This window comes from Porphyrobacter sp. SLTP (genome assembly GCF_009905735.1).
Classification (GTDB): Bacteria; Pseudomonadota; Alphaproteobacteria; order Sphingomonadales; family Sphingomonadaceae; genus Erythrobacter.
In genome coordinates this window covers 19,263-37,807 of sequence record NZ_JAAALE010000026.1, presented here as the reverse complement: position 1 = coordinate 37,807, position 18,545 = coordinate 19,263, and the positions used below count along the sequence as shown (strand labels likewise).

15 protein-coding genes are annotated in these 18,545 nt (G+C 65.7%); 2 read left to right on the top strand and 13 right to left on the bottom strand.

All coding sequences use genetic code 11. The features are described from left to right. Positions 1–92: 92 nt before the first annotated feature. The 4 genes from lpdA to GVM20_RS15560 all read right to left on the bottom strand — a co-directional run bounded on the left by lpdA (position 93) and on the right by GVM20_RS15560 (position 4,175). Positions 93–1,502 (bottom strand): dihydrolipoyl dehydrogenase, encoded by a 1,410-nt coding sequence (lpdA, locus tag GVM20_RS15575; RefSeq protein WP_166548106.1) that lies wholly within the window; start codon positions 1,500–1,502, stop codon positions 93–95. A gap of 215 nt (positions 1,503–1,717) precedes the next feature. Further along, entirely contained in the window at positions 1,718–2,095 is a 378-nt protein-coding gene (locus GVM20_RS15570; protein ID WP_166548105.1) for an acyl-CoA thioesterase, read from the bottom strand. Between the two features lie 100 nt (positions 2,096–2,195). Then, complete coding sequence (locus GVM20_RS15565) at positions 2,196–2,648, bottom strand: endonuclease domain-containing protein (RefSeq protein ID WP_353653178.1); 453 nt, start codon at positions 2,646–2,648, stop codon at positions 2,196–2,198. 78 nt (positions 2,649–2,726) lie between these two features. Further along, positions 2,727–4,175: a 2-oxo acid dehydrogenase subunit E2 gene (locus tag GVM20_RS15560; RefSeq protein ID WP_166548104.1), complete on the bottom strand. Its 1,449-nt coding sequence runs from the start codon at positions 4,173–4,175 to the stop codon at positions 2,727–2,729. A gap of 151 nt (positions 4,176–4,326) precedes the next feature. Here GVM20_RS15560 and GVM20_RS15555 point away from each other — a divergent pair, with 151 nt between their 5' ends. Further along, positions 4,327–4,779, top strand: coding sequence for a universal stress protein (locus GVM20_RS15555; protein WP_166548103.1), 453 nt, complete (start codon positions 4,327–4,329; stop codon positions 4,777–4,779). 3 nt (positions 4,780–4,782) lie between these two features. On the opposite strand, the gene rnr is transcribed toward GVM20_RS15555, so the two are convergent. The 9 genes from rnr to radA all read right to left on the bottom strand — a co-directional run bounded on the left by rnr (position 4,783) and on the right by radA (position 16,095). After that, positions 4,783–7,080, bottom strand: a complete 2,298-nt coding sequence (rnr, locus tag GVM20_RS15550) for a ribonuclease R (RefSeq protein ID WP_234032061.1) — start codon at positions 7,078–7,080, stop codon at positions 4,783–4,785. 129 nt (positions 7,081–7,209) lie between these two features. After that, positions 7,210–8,577, bottom strand: coding sequence for a M28 family peptidase (locus GVM20_RS15545; RefSeq protein ID WP_166548102.1), 1,368 nt, complete (start codon positions 8,575–8,577; stop codon positions 7,210–7,212). A gap of 125 nt (positions 8,578–8,702) precedes the next feature. Further along, complete coding sequence (locus GVM20_RS15540) at positions 8,703–10,247, bottom strand: aminoacyl--tRNA ligase-related protein (protein WP_166548101.1); 1,545 nt, start codon at positions 10,245–10,247, stop codon at positions 8,703–8,705. A gap of 64 nt (positions 10,248–10,311) precedes the next feature. Continuing rightward, a complete protein-coding gene (gene phaR, locus GVM20_RS15535; protein WP_166548100.1) occupies positions 10,312–10,878 on the bottom strand; it encodes a polyhydroxyalkanoate synthesis repressor PhaR in 567 nt (188 codons plus the stop codon). An 86-nt stretch (positions 10,879–10,964) separates the two neighbouring features. Next, on the bottom strand, positions 10,965–12,050 hold the full coding sequence (alr, locus tag GVM20_RS15530; RefSeq protein ID WP_166548099.1) for an alanine racemase: 1,086 nt from the start codon (positions 12,048–12,050) through the stop codon (positions 10,965–10,967). Next, complete coding sequence (locus GVM20_RS15525; RefSeq protein WP_166548098.1) at positions 12,043–13,674, bottom strand: MFS transporter; 1,632 nt, start codon at positions 13,672–13,674, stop codon at positions 12,043–12,045. The genes alr and GVM20_RS15525 overlap by 8 nt, the downstream gene beginning before the upstream one ends. A gap of 49 nt (positions 13,675–13,723) precedes the next feature. Further along, positions 13,724–14,164, bottom strand: coding sequence for an iron-sulfur cluster assembly scaffold protein (locus tag GVM20_RS15520; RefSeq protein WP_353653177.1), 441 nt, complete (start codon positions 14,162–14,164; stop codon positions 13,724–13,726). A 5-nt stretch (positions 14,165–14,169) separates the two neighbouring features. Beyond that, on the bottom strand, positions 14,170–14,715 hold the full coding sequence (locus GVM20_RS15515; RefSeq protein WP_166548097.1) for a CvpA family protein: 546 nt from the start codon (positions 14,713–14,715) through the stop codon (positions 14,170–14,172). A gap of 12 nt (positions 14,716–14,727) precedes the next feature. Then, a complete protein-coding gene (gene radA / locus GVM20_RS15510; protein WP_166548096.1) occupies positions 14,728–16,095 on the bottom strand; it encodes a DNA repair protein RadA in 1,368 nt (455 codons plus the stop codon). A gap of 73 nt (positions 16,096–16,168) precedes the next feature. On the opposite strand from radA, the gene GVM20_RS15505 reads away from it, so the two are divergent. Continuing rightward, a complete protein-coding gene (locus GVM20_RS15505; protein WP_166548095.1) occupies positions 16,169–18,496 on the top strand; it encodes a patatin-like protein in 2,328 nt (775 codons plus the stop codon). Positions 18,497–18,545 lie beyond the last annotated feature (49 nt).

Here is an 18,545-nt window from a genome sequence, read left to right as displayed (position 1 = left end):
GGCGAGCCAGCGTTCGCCCATCTCCCCTGCCCAATCCTCGCCCTGCAATGCTTCAGGTCCGGTCTGGGTCATGCGGATGGTCCTTTTTGGGTCTAGAAGTGCAGCGCCCGCCCGTAAGCGTCGAGCACGCTTTCGTGCATCATCTCGCTCAAGGTCGGGTGCGGGAAGATCGTCTGCATCAGTTCCGCTTCGGTCGTTTCAAGCACCTTGCCGACCGTGTAGCCCTGGATCAGCTCGGTCACTTCCGCGCCCACCATATGCGCGCCGAGCAGCTCGCCGGTCTTCGCATCGAACACGGTCTTCACGAAGCCCTCCACCTCGCCGAGTGCAATCGCCTTGCCGTTGCCGATGAAGGGGAAGCTGCCGACCTTGAGCTCATAGCCCGCTTCCTTCGCCTTGGCTTCGGTCAGCCCGACGCTGGCGATCTGCGGGTGGCAGTAGGTGCAGCCGGGGATGGCATTGCGGTTGAGCGGATGCGGATGAACCTCGGTGTTGCCGAGTTCCTGCGCAATGGCTTCGGCGCAGGTGACGCCTTCATGGCTTGCCTTATGTGCCAACCACGGCCCTGGCGTGCAGTCGCCGATGGCCCACAACCCCTTGGTCTTGGTGCGGCCATAGGGATCGATCTGGATGAAGCCGCGGTCCATTTCGGCCAGCCCGTCGAGCCCGATATTCTCGGTATTGGGCACGATGCCGATGGCGACGATCACGTGGGTGAAGTCACTGGTGGCGGCGTTGCCGGCCTTGTCCTTGATGGTGGCGGTAATGCCGGCATCACTCACCTTGATCGCGTCCACCCCCGCGCCGGTCATGATGTTGATGCCCTGCTTGCGGAGCGACTTTTCGAGGAAGGTCGAGACATCGACGTCCTCCACCGGCACGATCCGGTCGAGCATTTCCACCACCGTCACTTCGCTGCCGAGATCGTTATAGAAGCTCGCAAACTCGATCCCGATCGCGCCCGATCCGATCACCAGCAGCTTGGCCGGGAGTTCGGTCGGGGTCATGGCGTGGCGATAGGTCCACACACGCTTGCCGTCAGCCGGAGCGAAAGGCAGGTCGCGGGCACGTGCGCCGGTGGCGACGATGATGTGCTTGGCGGTGAGTTGCTCCTCGCCCTTATCGCCCTTCACCGTCAGGCTGTTCGCGCCGGTCAGTGTGCCGGTGCCCATATGCACGGTGATCTTGTTCTTCTTCATCAGGTGGGCGATGCCCTGATTGAGTTGTTTGGCGACCCCGCGGCTGCGCTTGACGATAGCGGCCAGATCCGCCTCGATCCCCTGCGCGACCAGGCCATAATCGCCCGCGTGCTGCATGTAGTGGAAGATCTCCGCCGAACGCAGCATCGCCTTGGTCGGGATGCAGCCCCAGTTGAGGCAGATGCCGCCGAGGTTTTCGCGTTCCACAATCGCGGTTGTGAGCCCGAGCTGCGCGCAGCGGATCGCCGCGACATAGCCGCCGGGGCCAGAGCCGAGCACGATCACGTCATAGGAAGTGGACATATTATTCTGCCTTCACGTGGGAAAAATGCTGTTGGGAAGGTTACGAAGGTTACAACGCGTCAACCTCCAGCCGTCCCGATTTCTATTTATACATCAGCGTCTTGTATCGAAATTGCCGGAGCGGACGGACAAAGAGTTTTTCGCGCGGACATCGGGATGGGGCGGAGGTTCAACACGCCTCACCCCTATAGACCCGGTGCGAAGTAGGAAAACCGTCATTCGCTGTGCGCCCTTGCGGCGCGCGGGCGACCATTCTCATCGAGCAAGACAAACTTGAATGTGCCGCGCGCGACGGTCTGGGTTGCCTCGCCGTTGCGCTCGCGGGCGATGGCTTCCGCCGCGATGGTGAGCGAGGTAGTGCCAGTGGCGACGAGGTCGCAATAGACGCTGAGTTCATCCCCCACCGCCATCGCGCCGGGAAAGGCGAAGTCGGTCGCGGAGACCACCACCGCCTTGCCCTGCCCCACGCGGCTTGCGAGGCTTCCCGCGCCGAGCGCCATCTGCGCCATCAGCCACCCACCGAACACCCCGCCATAGGGGTTGGTGTCGGCCGGCATGGCGGTGACGCGGATCTGGGGGATGCGAGTGCTCATAGCCCCTCTCCTTCCCACCGCTGCGCGGCGGGCCCCTTCCTCTCCCGCAAGGGGAGAGGAGGTTTATGCCGCGATGGGGCTAACGCGGGGTTGGCAGCCGTCAAAGCCCCTCTCCCATTTCGGGAGAGGGGTTGGGGAGAGGGCCTTGCGCTGCGTCGAGTATCACGCGCGCCACCCCGTCCGGATTGCCAAGGATATCATTGTTCCAGAAACGCAAAACGCGAAAACCCTGAGCCCTCAACCAATCATCCCGAACGGCATCGTGTACGCTTTCCGCATGTTGCCCGCCATCAGCTTCGACTATCAACCGTGCGCCGAAACACACGAAATCGACGATGTAATCCCCCACCTGCTCCTGCCGCTTGAACTTCAACCCGCAAAGACGAGCTCCGCGCAGCATCGACCACAGCTTTGCTTCCGCCTCGGTCGGTTCGCGCCGCATCTTTTTAGCTAGCGGTAGAAGGCTGCGCTTGCCCCCTCTCCTTCCCACCGCTGCGCGGTGGGCCCCTTCCTCTCCCGCAGGGGGAGAGGAGTTTGAGGTCAGGTCAGCCACGCTTTCCTCTCCGCTTGCCGGAGAGGATACGGAGACTTGCGGGCTTGCCCGCTAGTCGAAGTTGGAGAGGCAGAGAGGTCACACCACCAACCCCATCGGGTTCTCCACCAGCTGCTTGATTGCCTCCATCAGCTGCGCGCCGTCCGCGCCGTCGATGGCGCGGTGGTCGAAGCTGCCGCTGGCGTGGAGCACGGTTGCGACCTCAATCGCGCCGTTCACCACATAGGGCGCTTGCTGGCCCGCGCCGACCGCGAGGATCATGCCCTGCGGCGGGTTGATCACCGCGTCGAACTGCTTGATCCCGAACATCCCGAGGTTGGACAGGCTCGCCGTCCCGCCCTGGTATTCGTGCGGCATCAGCTTGCCGTCACGCGCCTTGCCCGCGAGCGTCTTCATCTCGGTTGAGATCGCGGCGAGGCCCTTGGTATCGGCGCTGGTGATGACCGGGGTGATCAGGCCCGAAGGCGCGGCCACCGCCACCGAGATGTCGGCGCGGCTGTAGCGGCGCAGCGTGTCGCCGTGGAAGCTGACATTGCACTGCGGCACGCGGATCAGCGCGCGGGCGAGCGCCTTGATCAGCAGGTCGTTGACCGACAGCTTCACCCCGTCGGGCTCCAGCGACTTGTTGAGCTGCGCGCGCAGTTCCAAGAGCGGATCCAAGCGGATGTCGATGGTGAGGTAGAAGTGCGGGACGGTCTGCTTGCTCTCTGTGAGGCGGCGAGCGATGACCTTGCGGACGCCCGACAGCTTCTCCTCGGCAAAGGGCGCGCCGCCTTCGATGGCGGGTGCCGGTGCGGGCGTCGGTGCAGATGCGGGGGCCGCCGCTGCCGTTGCTACCGGAGCAGATGCCGCCGCAGCGCCGGGAGTGAAGCCTTCGACGTCTTCCTTGACGATCCGGCCATTGGGGCCGGTGCCTTTGACGAGCGCAAGATCGATCCCCTTGTCCGCTGCAATCCGCTTGGCCAGCGGCGAGGCGATGATGCGCTCGCCCGTCGCTGCCGGAGCGGGTGCTGGAGCCAGAGCCGGCGGAGCCGCTGCGGCAACCGGCGCAGGCGTACCACCACCCGCCACAATAGCCGCCTCGACATCTTCCTTGGTGATCTTGCCCTTGGGGCCGGTGCCCGTCAGGCTGGCGAGATCGATGCCGTTCTGTTCGGCGAGCTTCTTCGCGGTCGGCGTAGCAGCGGGGCCATCAGCGGCCGGGGCGGCTGCGGGCGCACTTGCCGCAGGTGCCGGAGCGGCTTCCTTGGCGGCAGCAGGAGCCGGTGCAGGCGCGGCTTCCTCGCCCTCGACCGTGAGCCGCGCGATCACCGCGCCGACCTTCACATTCTCGCTGCCTTCAGGCACGATAATCTCGGCAATCACGCCTTCATCGACCGCTTCGAACTCCATCGTCGCCTTGTCGGTCTCGATCTCGGCCATGACGTCGCCGGAGCGGACAGTGTCCCCCGCCTTTACCAGCCATTTGGCGAGCGTGCCTTCTTCCATGGTGGGCGACAAAGCCGGCATCTTGATGTCCAAGGCCATGATCCGCGAAACTCCCGTAAACGATCCGTTGCCTGCGTCTCTGGCCAATTCCCTAGCGGCGGGCAAGGCCCAGAATAGAGGCAAACCGCAGGGGACTTGCCAATCCATACGAATGCATTGATACCCTGCACCCCAACGGGGCCTCAGCAATATGCGTACATTTCTGGTCATCATCGACGAGAGCGAGGAGGCGACCTCGGCCTTGCGCTACGCCGCGCGGCGCGCGGCCGCGGTGGGCGGCGCGGTGCATCTGCTGGCGCTGGTGGCGCAGCAGAACTTCAGCGCCTTCGGTGCGGTGCAAGCGACGATCGAGGCTGAAGCGCGGGACCGCGCCGAGATGCTGGCACATGGTGTGGCGGGCAATCTGCTGGCCGAGAGCGGGATCATGCCGACCATTTCGGTGAAGATCGGGCAAGGCCAGAAGATCGTCAGCGAATTCCTGGCCGAACACAAGGAAGTCGCCGCGCTGGTGCTCGGCGCGGCCAAGGGTGCGGCGCCGGGGCCGCTGGTGTCGCATTTCTCGGCGGCTGCGGGCAACTTGCCCTGCCCGCTCTACATCATCCCCGCGGATTACGACGAGACCAAGAGCGACCACCAGGTCTAGGCGCTATTTCTTGCGGCCCTGGTGACGGATGTTGCCGGGCCGCCCGCGCTGGCCCACCATGAACTTGCCCGCCTTGCGCGGCCCGCCGGACCGGCTGCCGCGATCGTCAGGACGGGCGCCGCGTGTCTCGATCCGGCTCGCATCAGCATCGGGCAGCACGAACTTGAGCGCGCCGGTGAGCGGGTTGGCTTCGGCCAGCTTCAGCTTGAGCCGGTCGCCGCTCGCATAGGTGGTGCCGCTGTCCGATCCGACCAGCGCCTGCGCCGCCTCGTCATGGCGGAAATATTCGCCGCCGAGGGTGGAGATCGGGACCAGCCCGTCGCCGCCAAGGCCGACGATTGTGGCGAAGAAGCCGAAGGCCTGCACGCCGGTGATGCGGGTGTCGAACACCTCACCCACACGGGCCGAGAGCCACGCTGCGACATAGCGGTCGATGGTGTCGCGCTCGGCCTCCATCGCGCGGCGCTCGGTCTGGCTGATCGCGTCGCTGACCTGCTGGAGCGAGGCGCGGTCGCGATCCGACAGCCCCGAGGTCGCGGGGATCGAGCCCGGCGGCGCAGGCTGCTCCAGCTTGTAGGCATCGACCAGCGCACGGTGCACCAGCAGGTCGGAATAGCGGCGGATGGGCGAGGTAAAGTGGGCGTAGGAGCCGAGGCTGAGGCCAAAGTGCCCCGCATTGGCCGGGCCGTAATAGGCCTGCGTCTGGCTGCGCAGCACCGCTTCCATCACCAGCGCCTTTTCCGCCTCGTCGGTGACATCCTTCAGCATCCGGTTGAACAGGCCCGGCGTCACCACCTGCCCCAACGCCAGCTTCTTGCCCATCGTGGCGAGGTAATCGCGCAAGGCGATCAGCTTCTCGCGGCTCGGCGGTTCGTGGATGCGGTAGACCACCGGCGCGGTCTTGGCCTCCAGCGCCTTGGCCGCGGCGACATTGGCAGCGATCATGAAATCCTCGACCACGCGGTGCGCATCGAGCCGCTCGCGGATCGCGATTTCGGCGATCTGGCCCTTCTCGTTAAGCACGACGCGGCGCTCGGGCAATTCGAGTTCAAGCGGATCGCGGGCCTGACGTGCGGCGGCGAGCGCGCGCCATGCTTCCCATAGATTGGCGAGATATTCGGGCGGATTGCCGCTATCGACCGCCTTCTGCGCATCCTCATAGGCGATGTTATGCGCAATCCGCACCAGCGCACGGGTGAAGCGGAAGCTCGATACCTTGCCATCGGCGTTGATGTGCAGGTGGCAGGCCATCGCCGCGCGGTCCTCGCCCTCTTTGAGCGAGCAGACGTCGGCGGACAAAATCTCCGGCAGCATCGGCACCACGCGGTCGGGGAAATAGACCGAGTTCCCGCGCTTCCGCGCCTCACGGTCGAGCGCCGAGCCGGGGCGGACGTAGAAGCTGACATCGGCGATAGCGACCAGCGCATTGAAGCCGCCCTGCCCGTCCGGCTCGGCCCAGATCGCGTCATCATGGTCCCGCGCGTCGGCGGGGTCGATCGCGACGATGGGCAGGTGGCGAAGGTCTTCGCGCGTCTTTTCCGATAGCTTGAGCTTGGCAGAGCGTGGGGCCTCTTCCAGCACTTCTTCGGGGAAGACGTTGGGGATGCCGTGTTTGGCGATGGCGATCAGGCTGAAGCTGCGCGGAGCGAGCGGATCGCCGATCACTTCGATGACTTTGACGCCGGCACGGTCAGACCGACCGACGCGTTCGGCGATCACCAGCTGGCCAGCCTCGGCCCCGCCCACGTCGGCAATCGGCGCGGACTGGCGCACGCGCTTGTCCACCGGCGCGAGCCATGCCTTGCCGGTCTTGTCGATCTCGACCACGCCCATCAGCCCCTCGGTGCGCGAGGGCAGCTTCTTCATCACGTGCGCGCGCCAGCCCGTTTCGGTCTCCTCGGTCCGGGCGAGCACGCGGTCGCCGCGCTTGAGCGCAGGCGGACGCTTCACGCCGGGCTTGGGGCGCGGTTCGCGGATGGTGAGGCGCGGCGGCTTACCGGGGGCTTCGGGGTCCCAATTGTCGGGCTCGGCGATCAGCTCGCCATCGTCGATGTCGACGATCTTCAGCGTCGTGACCTTCGGCACCCCGCCCATGCGGTGGAAGGCGCTCTTCTTGCCATCGATCAGCCCGTCTTCGGCCATGTCCTTGAGCAAGGCCTTGAGCTTGATCTTCTCCTGCCCCTTCAGCCCGAAGGCTTTGGCGATCTCGCGCTTGCCGGCGGGAATGTCGGAGAACTGGATGAAGTCGATCACCTGTTGCGGCGTCGGCATTCCTTGGGGAAGTTTGGGGGGCTTGGGCATGGGAAGGCCCTAGCCCATAAGCCTCGTCATTGCGAGCCGCAGCCGAAGCAATCCATGGACTGCCGTTTCGTCGGGGCGCGCCGCCGGTCGGTGGATTGCCGCGGAGCCTGCGGCTCGCAATGACGGTGGCTATTCCTTCCCCACCGGCTCAAACGCCCCGCCGGGGACTGCGCTGGATACGGGCGAGCAATAGGTTGCCGCACACGCCGCCACGCCGAACATCCAGTCATCGCCGCGCAGTTTCTTGACGTGCTTGAACATGCGCCCTTCGGCCGCGGCCTTATCATTATCGGCCTTCGAGCCATCGATATACACGAGCGCGACGTCCTCGCGCCATTCCGGCGCGTCGGTCGCGCGGGTTGCGACGATATAGACCTGCGCGCCGGGCACGGCCTTCCATGCCAGCTCGGTATCCACGCGCACCGCTGCATCCACGCTCACCGTGGGCGGCATCGGCGCGCGGGCCAGCGCATCAAGCGCCCGCACGTTCAGCTTCGTCACTCCCGCGAGATAATCGAAATCCATCTCCTCGATGGTGTCGCCGTAGAACACGCCGTTTTCGGTGCGCAGGTCCTGGTGCTGGTGGTCGTAATCCTCGACCCCCACGGAAAAGCGGATCGCGGGATAGCCCTTTTGCAGGAACGGCACTTGATCCCCTCCCCGGCCCATGCGGTCGGTGCGCCAGATCTGGCGGACTTGCAGACCATCAGGGTGCTTTTCAGCGAGACCTGCCACCCAGCGCGACAAGTTGCGCGCGGGCGTGTCGTTCTCGCCCCCGAACCGCGTCTGCGCCGCGCGCAGGCGGGCGGTCAGATCGGCGCGCGGGCCTTCGGAAAAGACGCGCACGACCTTCGGCTCGCAATAGCCGTCCTTGCCGCAGGAATTGCCGACGATGTCATTGTTGAGCACCGCCTTAACCGTAAAGCCCTGCGCCTCGGCCCAGTTGGCGAGGATTTGCCCGCCGTGGAGCCCCTGTTCCTCGCCCGAGAGCAGCGCGTAGATGATGGTGGTGGGGTATCTGGTGCCGCTGAGAACGCGCGCGGCCTCGATCACCAGCGCAGTCCCGCTGCCATCGTCATTGGCGCCGGGCGCGTCGGAGGTCGCGTCCATCACATCGCTGACACGGCTGTCGATATGGCCCTGCACGATCACGACCTCGTTCGGCCGCTCTGTTCCGCGCTGGATCGCGACGGCGTTGCGAACGAGAGTCGGTGTGGGGACGCGCGAGCCGGTGACGGTTTCGCCCACGGGCAAGACTTCGAGGCAACCGCCGCATTTGGCGCCAATGCGCTTGAACTCCGCCAGACCCCAATCGACCGCCGCGCCGATCCCGCGCTTCGGATCGGTCTGCGATGAGAGCGTGTGGCGGGTACCGAAGCTGACGAGCTTCTCTACGTCCTTCTCCAGCCTTTCGGCGGAGACATCATCGGCGGGGTGGGTTTGGGCGGCGAGCGGAGCGGCCGCGATGGCGGCGGCGAGGAGGATCAGTTTGCGCATTTCCGTCTTCTCGACGTGCAGATCGACAAACGCAACAATCTCGTCGCCCCGGACTTGATCCGGGGCTTGGCTTTTCTCAGCGATAGGGAGCCAAGCCCCGTGTCAAGCAGGGGGCGACGGGGATGTTAGTAAGCCCGCGCCACCAGAATACGCTCCACCGCTGGCGCGCCCGTAAAGATGCAGGTGCCGGTCGCCGCATCGCCGCCACGCGGGACGTTGCGGATGGTGAGCTTCAGCGCCTTCAGTTTCTCGACAACGGCGTCCAGCGCCGCACCGGTCGGCTTCGACCATTCAACTTCGACCCAGCCCGGATACTTTCCGCCGTTTTCGAAATGGTCGGCAACAGCCGCCCACTCGGTCACACCGCGGGTGATGTTGGCATCACGCCGCGCGCGGGCTTCTTCGTAGAGGCTGGACTGGATCGCTTCGATCACCGTGCTGGCCTCGGCCACAAAGTCGGCGTGGGCGGGATAGGTGAAGGCGGGCTTGCCGTTGGCCGTGTTCCACAGCTGGTCGCGGCGCAGAACAGCGATCTTGCCCTCGGCCATGTCGCGCGTGCCAACCTCGATGATGACGGGCGCGCCCTTGCGGACCCAGTCCCAACGCTTGGCGGCCGCCTTGCCGGGCTTCACGTCGAGCAGCACCCGGATACGTTCGCCGAGCGCAGTTTGCCCAGCGAGAGCGGCGCGAACAGCCTCACAATAGGCGATCAGCTCGGCGTCTTCGGGCGCTTCACGCAGCATCGGGATGATGACAATCTGCTGAGGCGCAATCGCGGGCGGCACGCGCAACCCGTCGTCGTCGCCATGGGTCATGATCACCCCGCCGATCAGCCGCGTCGACACGCCCCAGCTGGTGGTGTGGCAGAACTGCTGGGTGCCTTCGCGATCCTGATATTGGATGCCCGCCGCGTGCGCGAAATTGGTGCCGAGATAGTGGCTGGTGCCCGCCTGGAGCGCCTTGCCATCCTGCATCATCGCCTCGATCGACCAGGTCTCGACCGCGCCCGGGAAGCGCTCGTTCTCGGGCTTCTCGCCCGCGATCACGGGAAGCGCGAGATCATCTTCGGCGCAGGCGCGGTACATTTCGAGCGCGCGGTGGGTCTCCGCCAGCGCCTGTTCGCGGTTCTCGTGCGCGGTGTGGCCTTCCTGCCAGAGGAACTCGCTGGTACGCAGGAACATCCGCGTGCGCATCTCCCAGCGCACCACGTTGGCCCACTGGTTGGTGAGCAGCGGCAGATCGCGCCACGACTGCACCCAGCGCGCCATCGCGTCGCCGATGATCGTTTCCGATGTCGGGCGCACCACCAGCGGCTCTTCGAGCTTGGCGGCGGGATCAGGGATCAGCCCGCCCTTCCCGTCCGCAATCAGGCGGTGGTGGGTGACGACCGCCATTTCCTTGGCAAAGCCTTCGACATGCTCCGCCTCACGGGTGAAATTGGACAGCGGAATGAACAGCGGGAAATAGCAGTTCTGCACGCCCGCCGCCTTGATCCGGTCGTCCATCAAGCGCTGGATGCGTTCCCAGATGCCGTAGCCCCACGGCTTGATCACCATGCAGCCGCGCACGCCGGATTCCTCGGCGAGGTCGGCGGCGCTGATGACCTCCTGGTACCACTTGGCAAAGTCGTCTTCGCGCTTGACGGTGAGCGCGTGGCGGATCTGGGACACGGGACTTTTTCCTGATTTGAACGGGTGCGGCACGCAGCGCCGCGAAGGCGCCGCGCTATCAGCGCTATTTGCCCAGTTCGTCCAGCTTCTTTTGCATCGCAGCCATCTGCTCGCGCAGCACCGCAAGCTCATCGGTCGCGGCCGGCTTGGGCTTGTCCTTGGTCTTGCCCATGCCCGGCAGGAACACATCCGCCGCCGCGCGCATCATAGCCATGTTGGTTTCATGGATCGCAGCAAACGGCGTCGCGCTGAGGCCCTTTTCGAAGGCTTCACGGATTTTCGACTGATTGTCGCGGAAGTTGGCCATGCTGGCTTCGAGATAGGACGGCATCATCGCCTGCATCGAATTGCCGTACATGCCGATCAGCTGGCGCAGGAAGCTGACGGGGAGCATCTGCTCGCCATTGGCTTCTTCGTCCATGATGATCTGCGTGAGGATCGCATGGGTGATGTCGTCGCCGGTCTTGGCATCGAGCACCTGAAAATCGACATTCTCGCGCACCATCCGGGCGAGATCTTCCAACGTGATGTAGCTTGACGAGGCCGTGTTATAGAGCCGCCGATTGGCGTACTTCTTGATGATAATCGCATCGCCGACTTCGCCCGATGCTGCTTTTGCCCTGCCGACCATTGTGTTTTTGATCCCGTTAGATGCGCCCTGAACCCATCTCTTAGCATCTGCACAAGCTGCGGTGCAACACACACCGGTCTGACAGCTCAGTCGCGCCTGAGCCGTCCGCCGATCACCGTCAGCATTTCGTAAGGCGACAGCCCGTTTTGCTGCGCAGCATCGGTGATGTTCCAGGGCACGTCGACCCAGTCTCCGGCGGCCAGATCGGGGGCGGTGGTCAGACCGATCACCACCATGTCCATCGACACCTTGCCCAGGATCGGCAGGCGGCGGCCGTGGTGCGAGAAGGCATTGCCCGGACCGCGGGCGCGCAGGAATCCGTCGGCATAGCCCATCGCCACGGTCCCGACCCGCATCGGTGCGGGCGCGGTGAAGGTCGCGTTGTAGCCGACGCTTTCGCCTGCTGCGAGCGTGCGGGTCTGGAGGATCGCAGCCTGCACCTGCGCCACCGGCCGGATCGCAGCGGCGAGTTCCGGTCGCGGCACGCCGCCATAGAGCGCGAGGCCGGGGCGGGTAAGGTTGAAGGCATAATCCGCCCCCAGCGCAATCCCCGCGCTGTTGGCGAGGCTGGCGCGGCCATGGGGGATTGCGCCCGAAACGCTTTGGAACGCCGCCAATTGCCGCGGGTTCATCGCGCTATCCGCTTCATCGGCACTGGCGAGGTGGCTCATCAGAATGTCGATGTCGAGCGCGGCAATCACAGCCTCGTTCGCCGCGCTGGCCGCAATGCCGAGCCGGTTGATGCCAGTGTCGACCATCAGGTGACAGCGCCCTCCCCCGCTCGCCGTCCACAACGCTGCCTGCTCCAGCGAATTGATCACCGGCACCGCCCCAATCGCGCGGGCGTAAGCACATTCCGCGTCATTCAGAACGCCATGCAAAACCGCCACCTGCTGCGGCGGGACATGGGCGATCACAGCGGCAACCTCACTCCAATGGGCGACGAAGAAGGTGTCGCACCCGGCATCGCGCAGCACGGGGACGCAGGTCGCAGCGCCGAGCCCATAGGCATCCGCCTTGACCGCAGCTCCCGCCTTGGCCGATCCCGAAAGCGCATCAAGCGCCCGCCAATTGGCGGCGAGCGCATCCCTATCGACGGTCAAACGCAGGCTGGCGGGCGGCAAGGGCACGCCATGATCGGCGCGCTCGCTGCCCGAGGCAGTGTCAGTCATCAGCAAAATCTCGCGGCGGCCCGCTCGGAATGCCCCACCATGCCACGACGAGCCCGAAGGCCACGACCGCCCACGTGTACCACAACCCGGCATAGATATCCCCGGTCCGCGCCACGATCACCCCGGCGATCAGCGGCAGGAACCCGCCGAGATAGCCTGCGCCGATATGGTAGGGGATCGACATCGAGGAATAGCGGATGCGCGGCGGGAACATCTCGCTCAGCAAGGCTGCGACCGACCCGTAGGTCAGCGCCGACAGCATTCCCAAGGCCAGCAAGACGCCCACGATCCCGATCACATTGGCAAGCGGCGGCTGCTGCTTGGCGAAATCGAACCCGTATGCGCCCAGCGCTGCGTGCAGCCCCGCGCGTCGCGCTGCGCCATCGGCAAACCACGCCGGATCAATGGCAATCGGATTGCCGCCCGCTGTCACGCTCAAAGTCTCGCCTGGTGTCAGGGTGTAAGCCACGCCCGAGGCGGTGAGCGTCTCCAGCATCTTGCCGCAATCGGTCTGATCGCGCTGGAACATCTCGGCAAACGGATCGGTCTCGCAAGCCGGCCCGCTCACCACGATCGGCGTGGCCTCTGCCGCTGCGGCCAGCTGCGGGTTGGCAAAGCTTCCCATCAGCCAGAACAGCGGAAACAGCAGCGCGAGGCTCAGCGCTGCGCCGATGATGATCGGCTTCTTGCGCCCGACCCGGTCCGACCATTTGCCGATGATGACATAGAAGCTCATCACGATCAGGCCGGAGACCAGCAGCACCAGCTCGACCGTCAGATCGTCAACATGCATCGGCCCGCGCAGGAAGCTCATCGCCGAGAAGAAGCCGGTGTACCACACCGTTGTCAGAATGCCGGTGATGCCGAACAGCGCGACGAACAGGCGCTTGGGATTGCCTGGGTAGGTCATGCTTTCGATGAAAGGATTGCCCGCAGTCTCACCCGCCGCCTTCATGGCCTGGAACACCGGGCTTTCGGACAGCTTCAACCGCATCCACAGCGAGATCGCGAGCAGACCGATCGACAGCAGGAACGGCACGCGCCAGCCCCACGCCGCAAAGGCATCCGCCGGGATCAGCGCGCGGCAGGCCAGTACGACGATGATCGACAGCACGAACCCGCCCGCCACGCTCGCCTGGATGAAGCTGGTGTAGAAGCCGCGCTTTTCGGGCGGAGCGTGCTCGGCGACATAGATCGCCGCGCCGCCATATTCGCCGCCCAGTGCGAGGCCCTGCAACACCCGAAGCAGGATCACGATGATCGGCGCGGCCATGCCGATGGTGTCGACCGTCGGGATGAGGCCGACCCCCGCCGTCGCGATGCCCATCAGGGTAACGGTCACGAGGAAGGTGTATTTGCGTCCCAGCTTGTCACCGAGGAAGCCGAACAGCACTGCGCCCAGCGGGCGGAAGGCGAAGCCGACTGCGAAGGTCGACCACACCAGCAGCAAGCCCAGCGTTTCGTTATCGGTGGCGTAAAAGGCATCCTTGAGGATGTAGGCGAGCGTGCCGTAGATGAAGAAATCGTACCATTCGAAGATGGTGCCCGCGCTTGATGCGCCGATCACCAGCCGGATTTCCTGCTCGCTCGGCTCACGTGCGGCGAGCGCTTCGGCTTCTGCCATGTCTGTTACATCCCCTTTGCCCCTGACGGGCGACCTCTTGCGTGTGTCCCTAGCCCTGCTCCGCGCCGCTTGAAAGCGCCTCGCACGCCGCCTTCCACGGCAATAGTAGCGCGCCGTGCCGTCCGGCATGGGGAAGCGCGGGAGAGAGCACATCCAGTCCCGGCCAATCGGGCAAGCCGCTCTCGCCCGCCAGCCACGTGGTGAGCGTGGACATTGTATCGACAATCCTGGCAGGGTCGGCCCCAACAGCGCTGCGAGCGAGCAACGCGGCTGAGGCTTGGCCGATGGCGCAGGCGCTCACGGTCATGCCGATCTGCCCGACGTGCCCGTTCTCCGCCAGCGCCAGTCCGAGCGCGATCACGCTGCCGCAGCTGCGCGAGCGGGCGTCGGCGCGCAGCGGCAGGGTGTCATCGAGCGGGAACGCGGCAAGCTCCGTCGCCAGCCCGAGCAGCGCGGGCGAATAAAGCTTGGCCGCAGGGCGGGCGGTCACGGCGGTCAGCGGGCGGCCCGCTTGGCCGCGGCCTCCCGTGCTTCGAACTCACTGCGCAGCCGGTCCCGCCGCACCGCGATGGCCGGGAGCAGCTGGCGCGAGAAGGCATCGGCAGCGGCATAGGTGCGCGCCTCGGTCATCCATTGCGGGCGGCCCGTGTAACCCCAGCTTTCGTCATACCCGGTCACCAGCAAGGCAAAGGCGAAGACTGCCATCAGCGCCCCCTTGACCGCGCCGAAGCCGAACCCGAGCACGCGGTCAACCGGCCCCAGCACCGCCCCGTCGGACGCGCCGCTGGCCGTGCCGATGATCACTTTCATCGCGGCATAGGGGATCAGCAGCAGCAGCACGAATGCAAGCAGCGCATCCCCCGGCTCGACCGGATAGAGCATCCGCAATCCCTTGGTCAGCTCGGGATGGAGGAAATGCAGCGCGAAGGCCGCCAGCACCCACGCTGCGAGCGAGAGCACTTCCTGCACCAACCCGCGCATGAACCCGCCAACGGCAGCGATGACCACGATGATGGCGATGATGATGTCGAGACCGGCCATAGGCGGCAAAGGTTATGCGCTGCCCATCACCTGGTCAACGACGTTCGCCAGTGCGGCCAGACCACGGTAGTCCGCGCCAGCACTGCCAGTGGCGCCGCCAGCCGGGCCATAGCACCGGGCGAAGCCGAGCTTGGCCGCCTCGCGCATCCGCAAGGGGGCGTGGGCAACCGGCCGGATCTCGCCCGCGAGACTGACCTCGCCGAACCACGCGGTCTTGTCCGGCAGCGGCCGGTCCGCCAGCGCCGAGACCAGCGCAGCGGCCACCGCTAGGTCGGCCGCAGGGTCGGTCAGACGGTATCCGCCCGCGATGTTGAGATAGACTTCAGCCGACGAAAAATTCAGCCCGCAGCGCGATTCCAGCACGGCGAGCAACATCGCGAGCCTTCCGGAATCCCACCCCACCACGGCGCGCCGCGGGGTTGCGCCGGATTGCAGGCGAACGATGAGCGCTTGAATTTCCACGAGAACCGGGCGGGTGCCCTCCAATGCCGGGAACACTGCGCTGCCTGCCAGCGGCGTCTCGCGGCCCGACAGGAACAGCAGTGAGGGGTTCGCGACTTCCTCCAACCCTTCGGACGCCATCGCGAATACGCCGATCTCATCAACCGCGCCAAAGCGGTTCTTCAAGGCGCGAAGGATGCGGTATTGGTGCGAGCGTTCGCCTTCAAAGCTCATCACCACATCGACCATATGTTCCAGCACGCGGGGGCCAGCAATGGTGCCGTCCTTGGTAACATGGCCGACCAGCACCACCGCGCAACCGCTTTCCTTGGCGTAGCGGATCAGCTCCAAAGCGCAGCCGCGCACCTGACTGACAGTGCCGGGAGCGCCTTCGATGGTGTCGGAATGCATCGTCTGGATCGAATCGATCACCAGCAAAGCGGGCGGTTCGCCATTGCCGAGCGTCGTCAGAATGTCGCGGACCGAGGTTTCCGACGCGAGTCGAATCGGTGCATCGATCATGCCCATGCGGCTCGCGCGCAGCCGCACCTGCCCGGCCGCCTCCTCACCGCTGACATAGACGACATCATTGCCGCCGCGCGCGATGGTGGCCGCGCATTGCAACAGCAGCGTCGATTTGCCGATCCCCGGATCGCCGCCCAGCAGCACCGCGCTCCCCGGCACCAACCCGCCGCCCAGTGCGCGGTCGAACTCGGCAAGCCCGGTCGACTTTCTGATGGGGAGCTGGGTCGGCGCATTGAGCGGCTCGAACATCACGGGCCGCCCGCCGGTCGACAGGTCGTGCTTCTGCGAGAACACCGTCGCGGGCACATCCTCCACCAGCGTGTTCCACTGCCCGCAATCGGCGCATTGCCCCTGCCAGCGCGGAGATACCGAGCCGCATTCCTGACACACAAAGCGGCGTTTCGATTTTGCCATAGGAGCGCGCAATAACGAGAACAGATGACGAACGCAATTGCATTGCTGTGGACTTGGTCGCTACACAGTGGCGATGCGGCAGAAGGAACTGCGCCTTGCTCTGGTATGTTACGGCGGGGTCAGCCTGGCGGTCTACATGCACGGCATCACCAAGGAGGTGTGGCACCTCGCCCGGGCGAGCCGTGCGTTCCACCATCCTGCCGCCGTTCCGCTGGACGGTGTCGCCGCCGCCTATCGCGATTTTCTGCGCACGGTAGAGCGCGATCATGCGCTGCGGCTGCGGGTGCTGCCCGATATCCTCACCGGGGCGAGCGCAGGCGGGATCAATGCGGTGTTCCTCGCGCAGGCAATTTATGCCGGGCACAGTCTTGAGCCGCTCACCGACCTGTGGCTCACCAATGCTGACGCGAGCGAGCTGACCGATCCCGATGCCGAGCCGCTGTGGCGCTATGGCAAGCTGTGGGCGCAGCCGATTGCCGAGTGGTTCCTGAGCCGGCCGGGCAATGCGGTCAGCGCCACGGTCTCGCCCGAAACCCGCGCCGAGGTGCGCGCCAAAGTCTCGCGTCTGGTGCGCGGGCGCTGGTTCAGCCCGCCGTTCTCGGGATCGCGGTTCTCGGCGATGCTGTATGAAGCACTGACGAAGATGGAAGCAGAGGGGGATGGCCTGCCCTTGCTGCCCGCCAGCTATCCGATTGACCTCACCGTCACCGCCACCGATTTTCGTGGGCATCCCGAACGGCTGCGGCTGAATTCCCCGCCCCATGTCGAGGAGACCGAGCACCGCTTGCCGATCAGCTTCCGCGCGCGGGTGGGCGAAGGCAGCCGGGGCGGAATGCCGGGAATGTTGGCCGATCCGCTCGAACTGGTTCTGGCTGCCCGCGCGACGGCGAGCTTTCCTGGCGCCTTTCCGCCCTTGACCCTTGCCGAAATCGACGCGCTGGCCGCTGCCGAGGGGCAGGAATGGCCGAGCCGTGACGCGTTCCTCGCGCGGATCATGCCCGCCCATGTCGCGCGCGGCAGCATGGCCGAGGTCGCTCTCATCGACGGGGCAGTGCTGGTCGGCGCGCCCTTCGGAGCCGCCCTCGCCGCGCTGCATGGCCGCCCGGCGCAGCGCGAGGTTGACCGGCGGTTCGTCTATCTCGACCCGCGCCCCGATGGCACTCGCCCCGCGCCGGGCACCCGCACCCGCGAGGTGGGCTTCTTCGGTGCGATCTTCGGCTCGCTCTCCACCATCCCGCGCGAACAGCCGATCCGCGATGATCTGGAACGCATCGACCAGCAATCGCGTGACGCCGCGCGGCTGAAGCGGATCGTGATGGACTTGCAGCCCGATATCGACCGCGCGGTGGAGAAGCTGTTCGGCTACACCTTCCTGCTTGATCGCCCCACACCCAAAAGGCTTGCGGCCTGGCGCTCAAGAGCACAGCAGGCCGCGGCCGAGCGGGCGGGCTATGCCTTTGGCGCCTATGCGCTCACCAAGTTTGACGGCATCCTCGGCCAGTTAGCGACACTGATCCTGCGCGCCGCCGGGCAGCCGATGGCCGATACCGGCGCGCTGATCGAGGTCTTGCGCTGCGAGCTTGAGGCGCGCGGGTTGCATCAGCTCACCGGCGCGCAGGGCGGCGCGACGTTGGGGGCGATTACCTTTTTCCGCGCGCATGACACCGGCTTTCGCATCCGCCGGCTGCAAATGCTGTCGCGCAAGCTAGCGCGCGATTGGCAGGTCGATCCCGAGATTTCCGAGGATGCGCTCGACCGCGCGCGCGACCGGCTCTACGAAATTCTCGCGCTCTATTACCGCGCGGACGAGGATGTGTTGCACGCCCCGCTCTTCCGGCAATTGGCGGCCAACGCCTTGCAGGCTCCTGCTGCGGTGATCGATTACTTGAGCGCCGGGCGCTTGCTGCCCGCGACCGATCTCGCCGCCGAGGAGATGCTGATCGACGCGCTGGAGGACATGCCGAAAAGCCTCAAGCGGCGGATGCTGCTGACCTATCTCGGGTTCCCGTTCTACGACGTCGCCACTCTGCCCCTGTCGCGGCGCGAGGGGCTGGACGAGTTCAACCCGGTCAAGATCGACCGCATCTCGCCCGACGACGCGCGCTCGATCCGGGATGGCGGGACGGCAGCCACCTTGCGCGGGATCGAGTTCTACAATTTCGGCGCGTTCTTCAGCCGCGATTACCGCGAGAATGATTACCTGTGGGGACGCCTGCACGGCGCGGAGCGGATGATCGATCTCGTCGCCTCGACGGTTCCGGGCGGCGTTCCTGTCGACACCATCACCGCAGCCAAGCGCGCGGTGTTCCTGGCGGTGTTGGAGGAAGAGGAACTGTCCGGCCGCTGCCAGCGCGGGCTGATCGACCAGATCCGGCTCGAAGTGCGGGAGCGGATGGGTTGAAATCGCCACCGCGCGACGCCGCGCTGCGGTCCGGGTCTGGCGGGACATC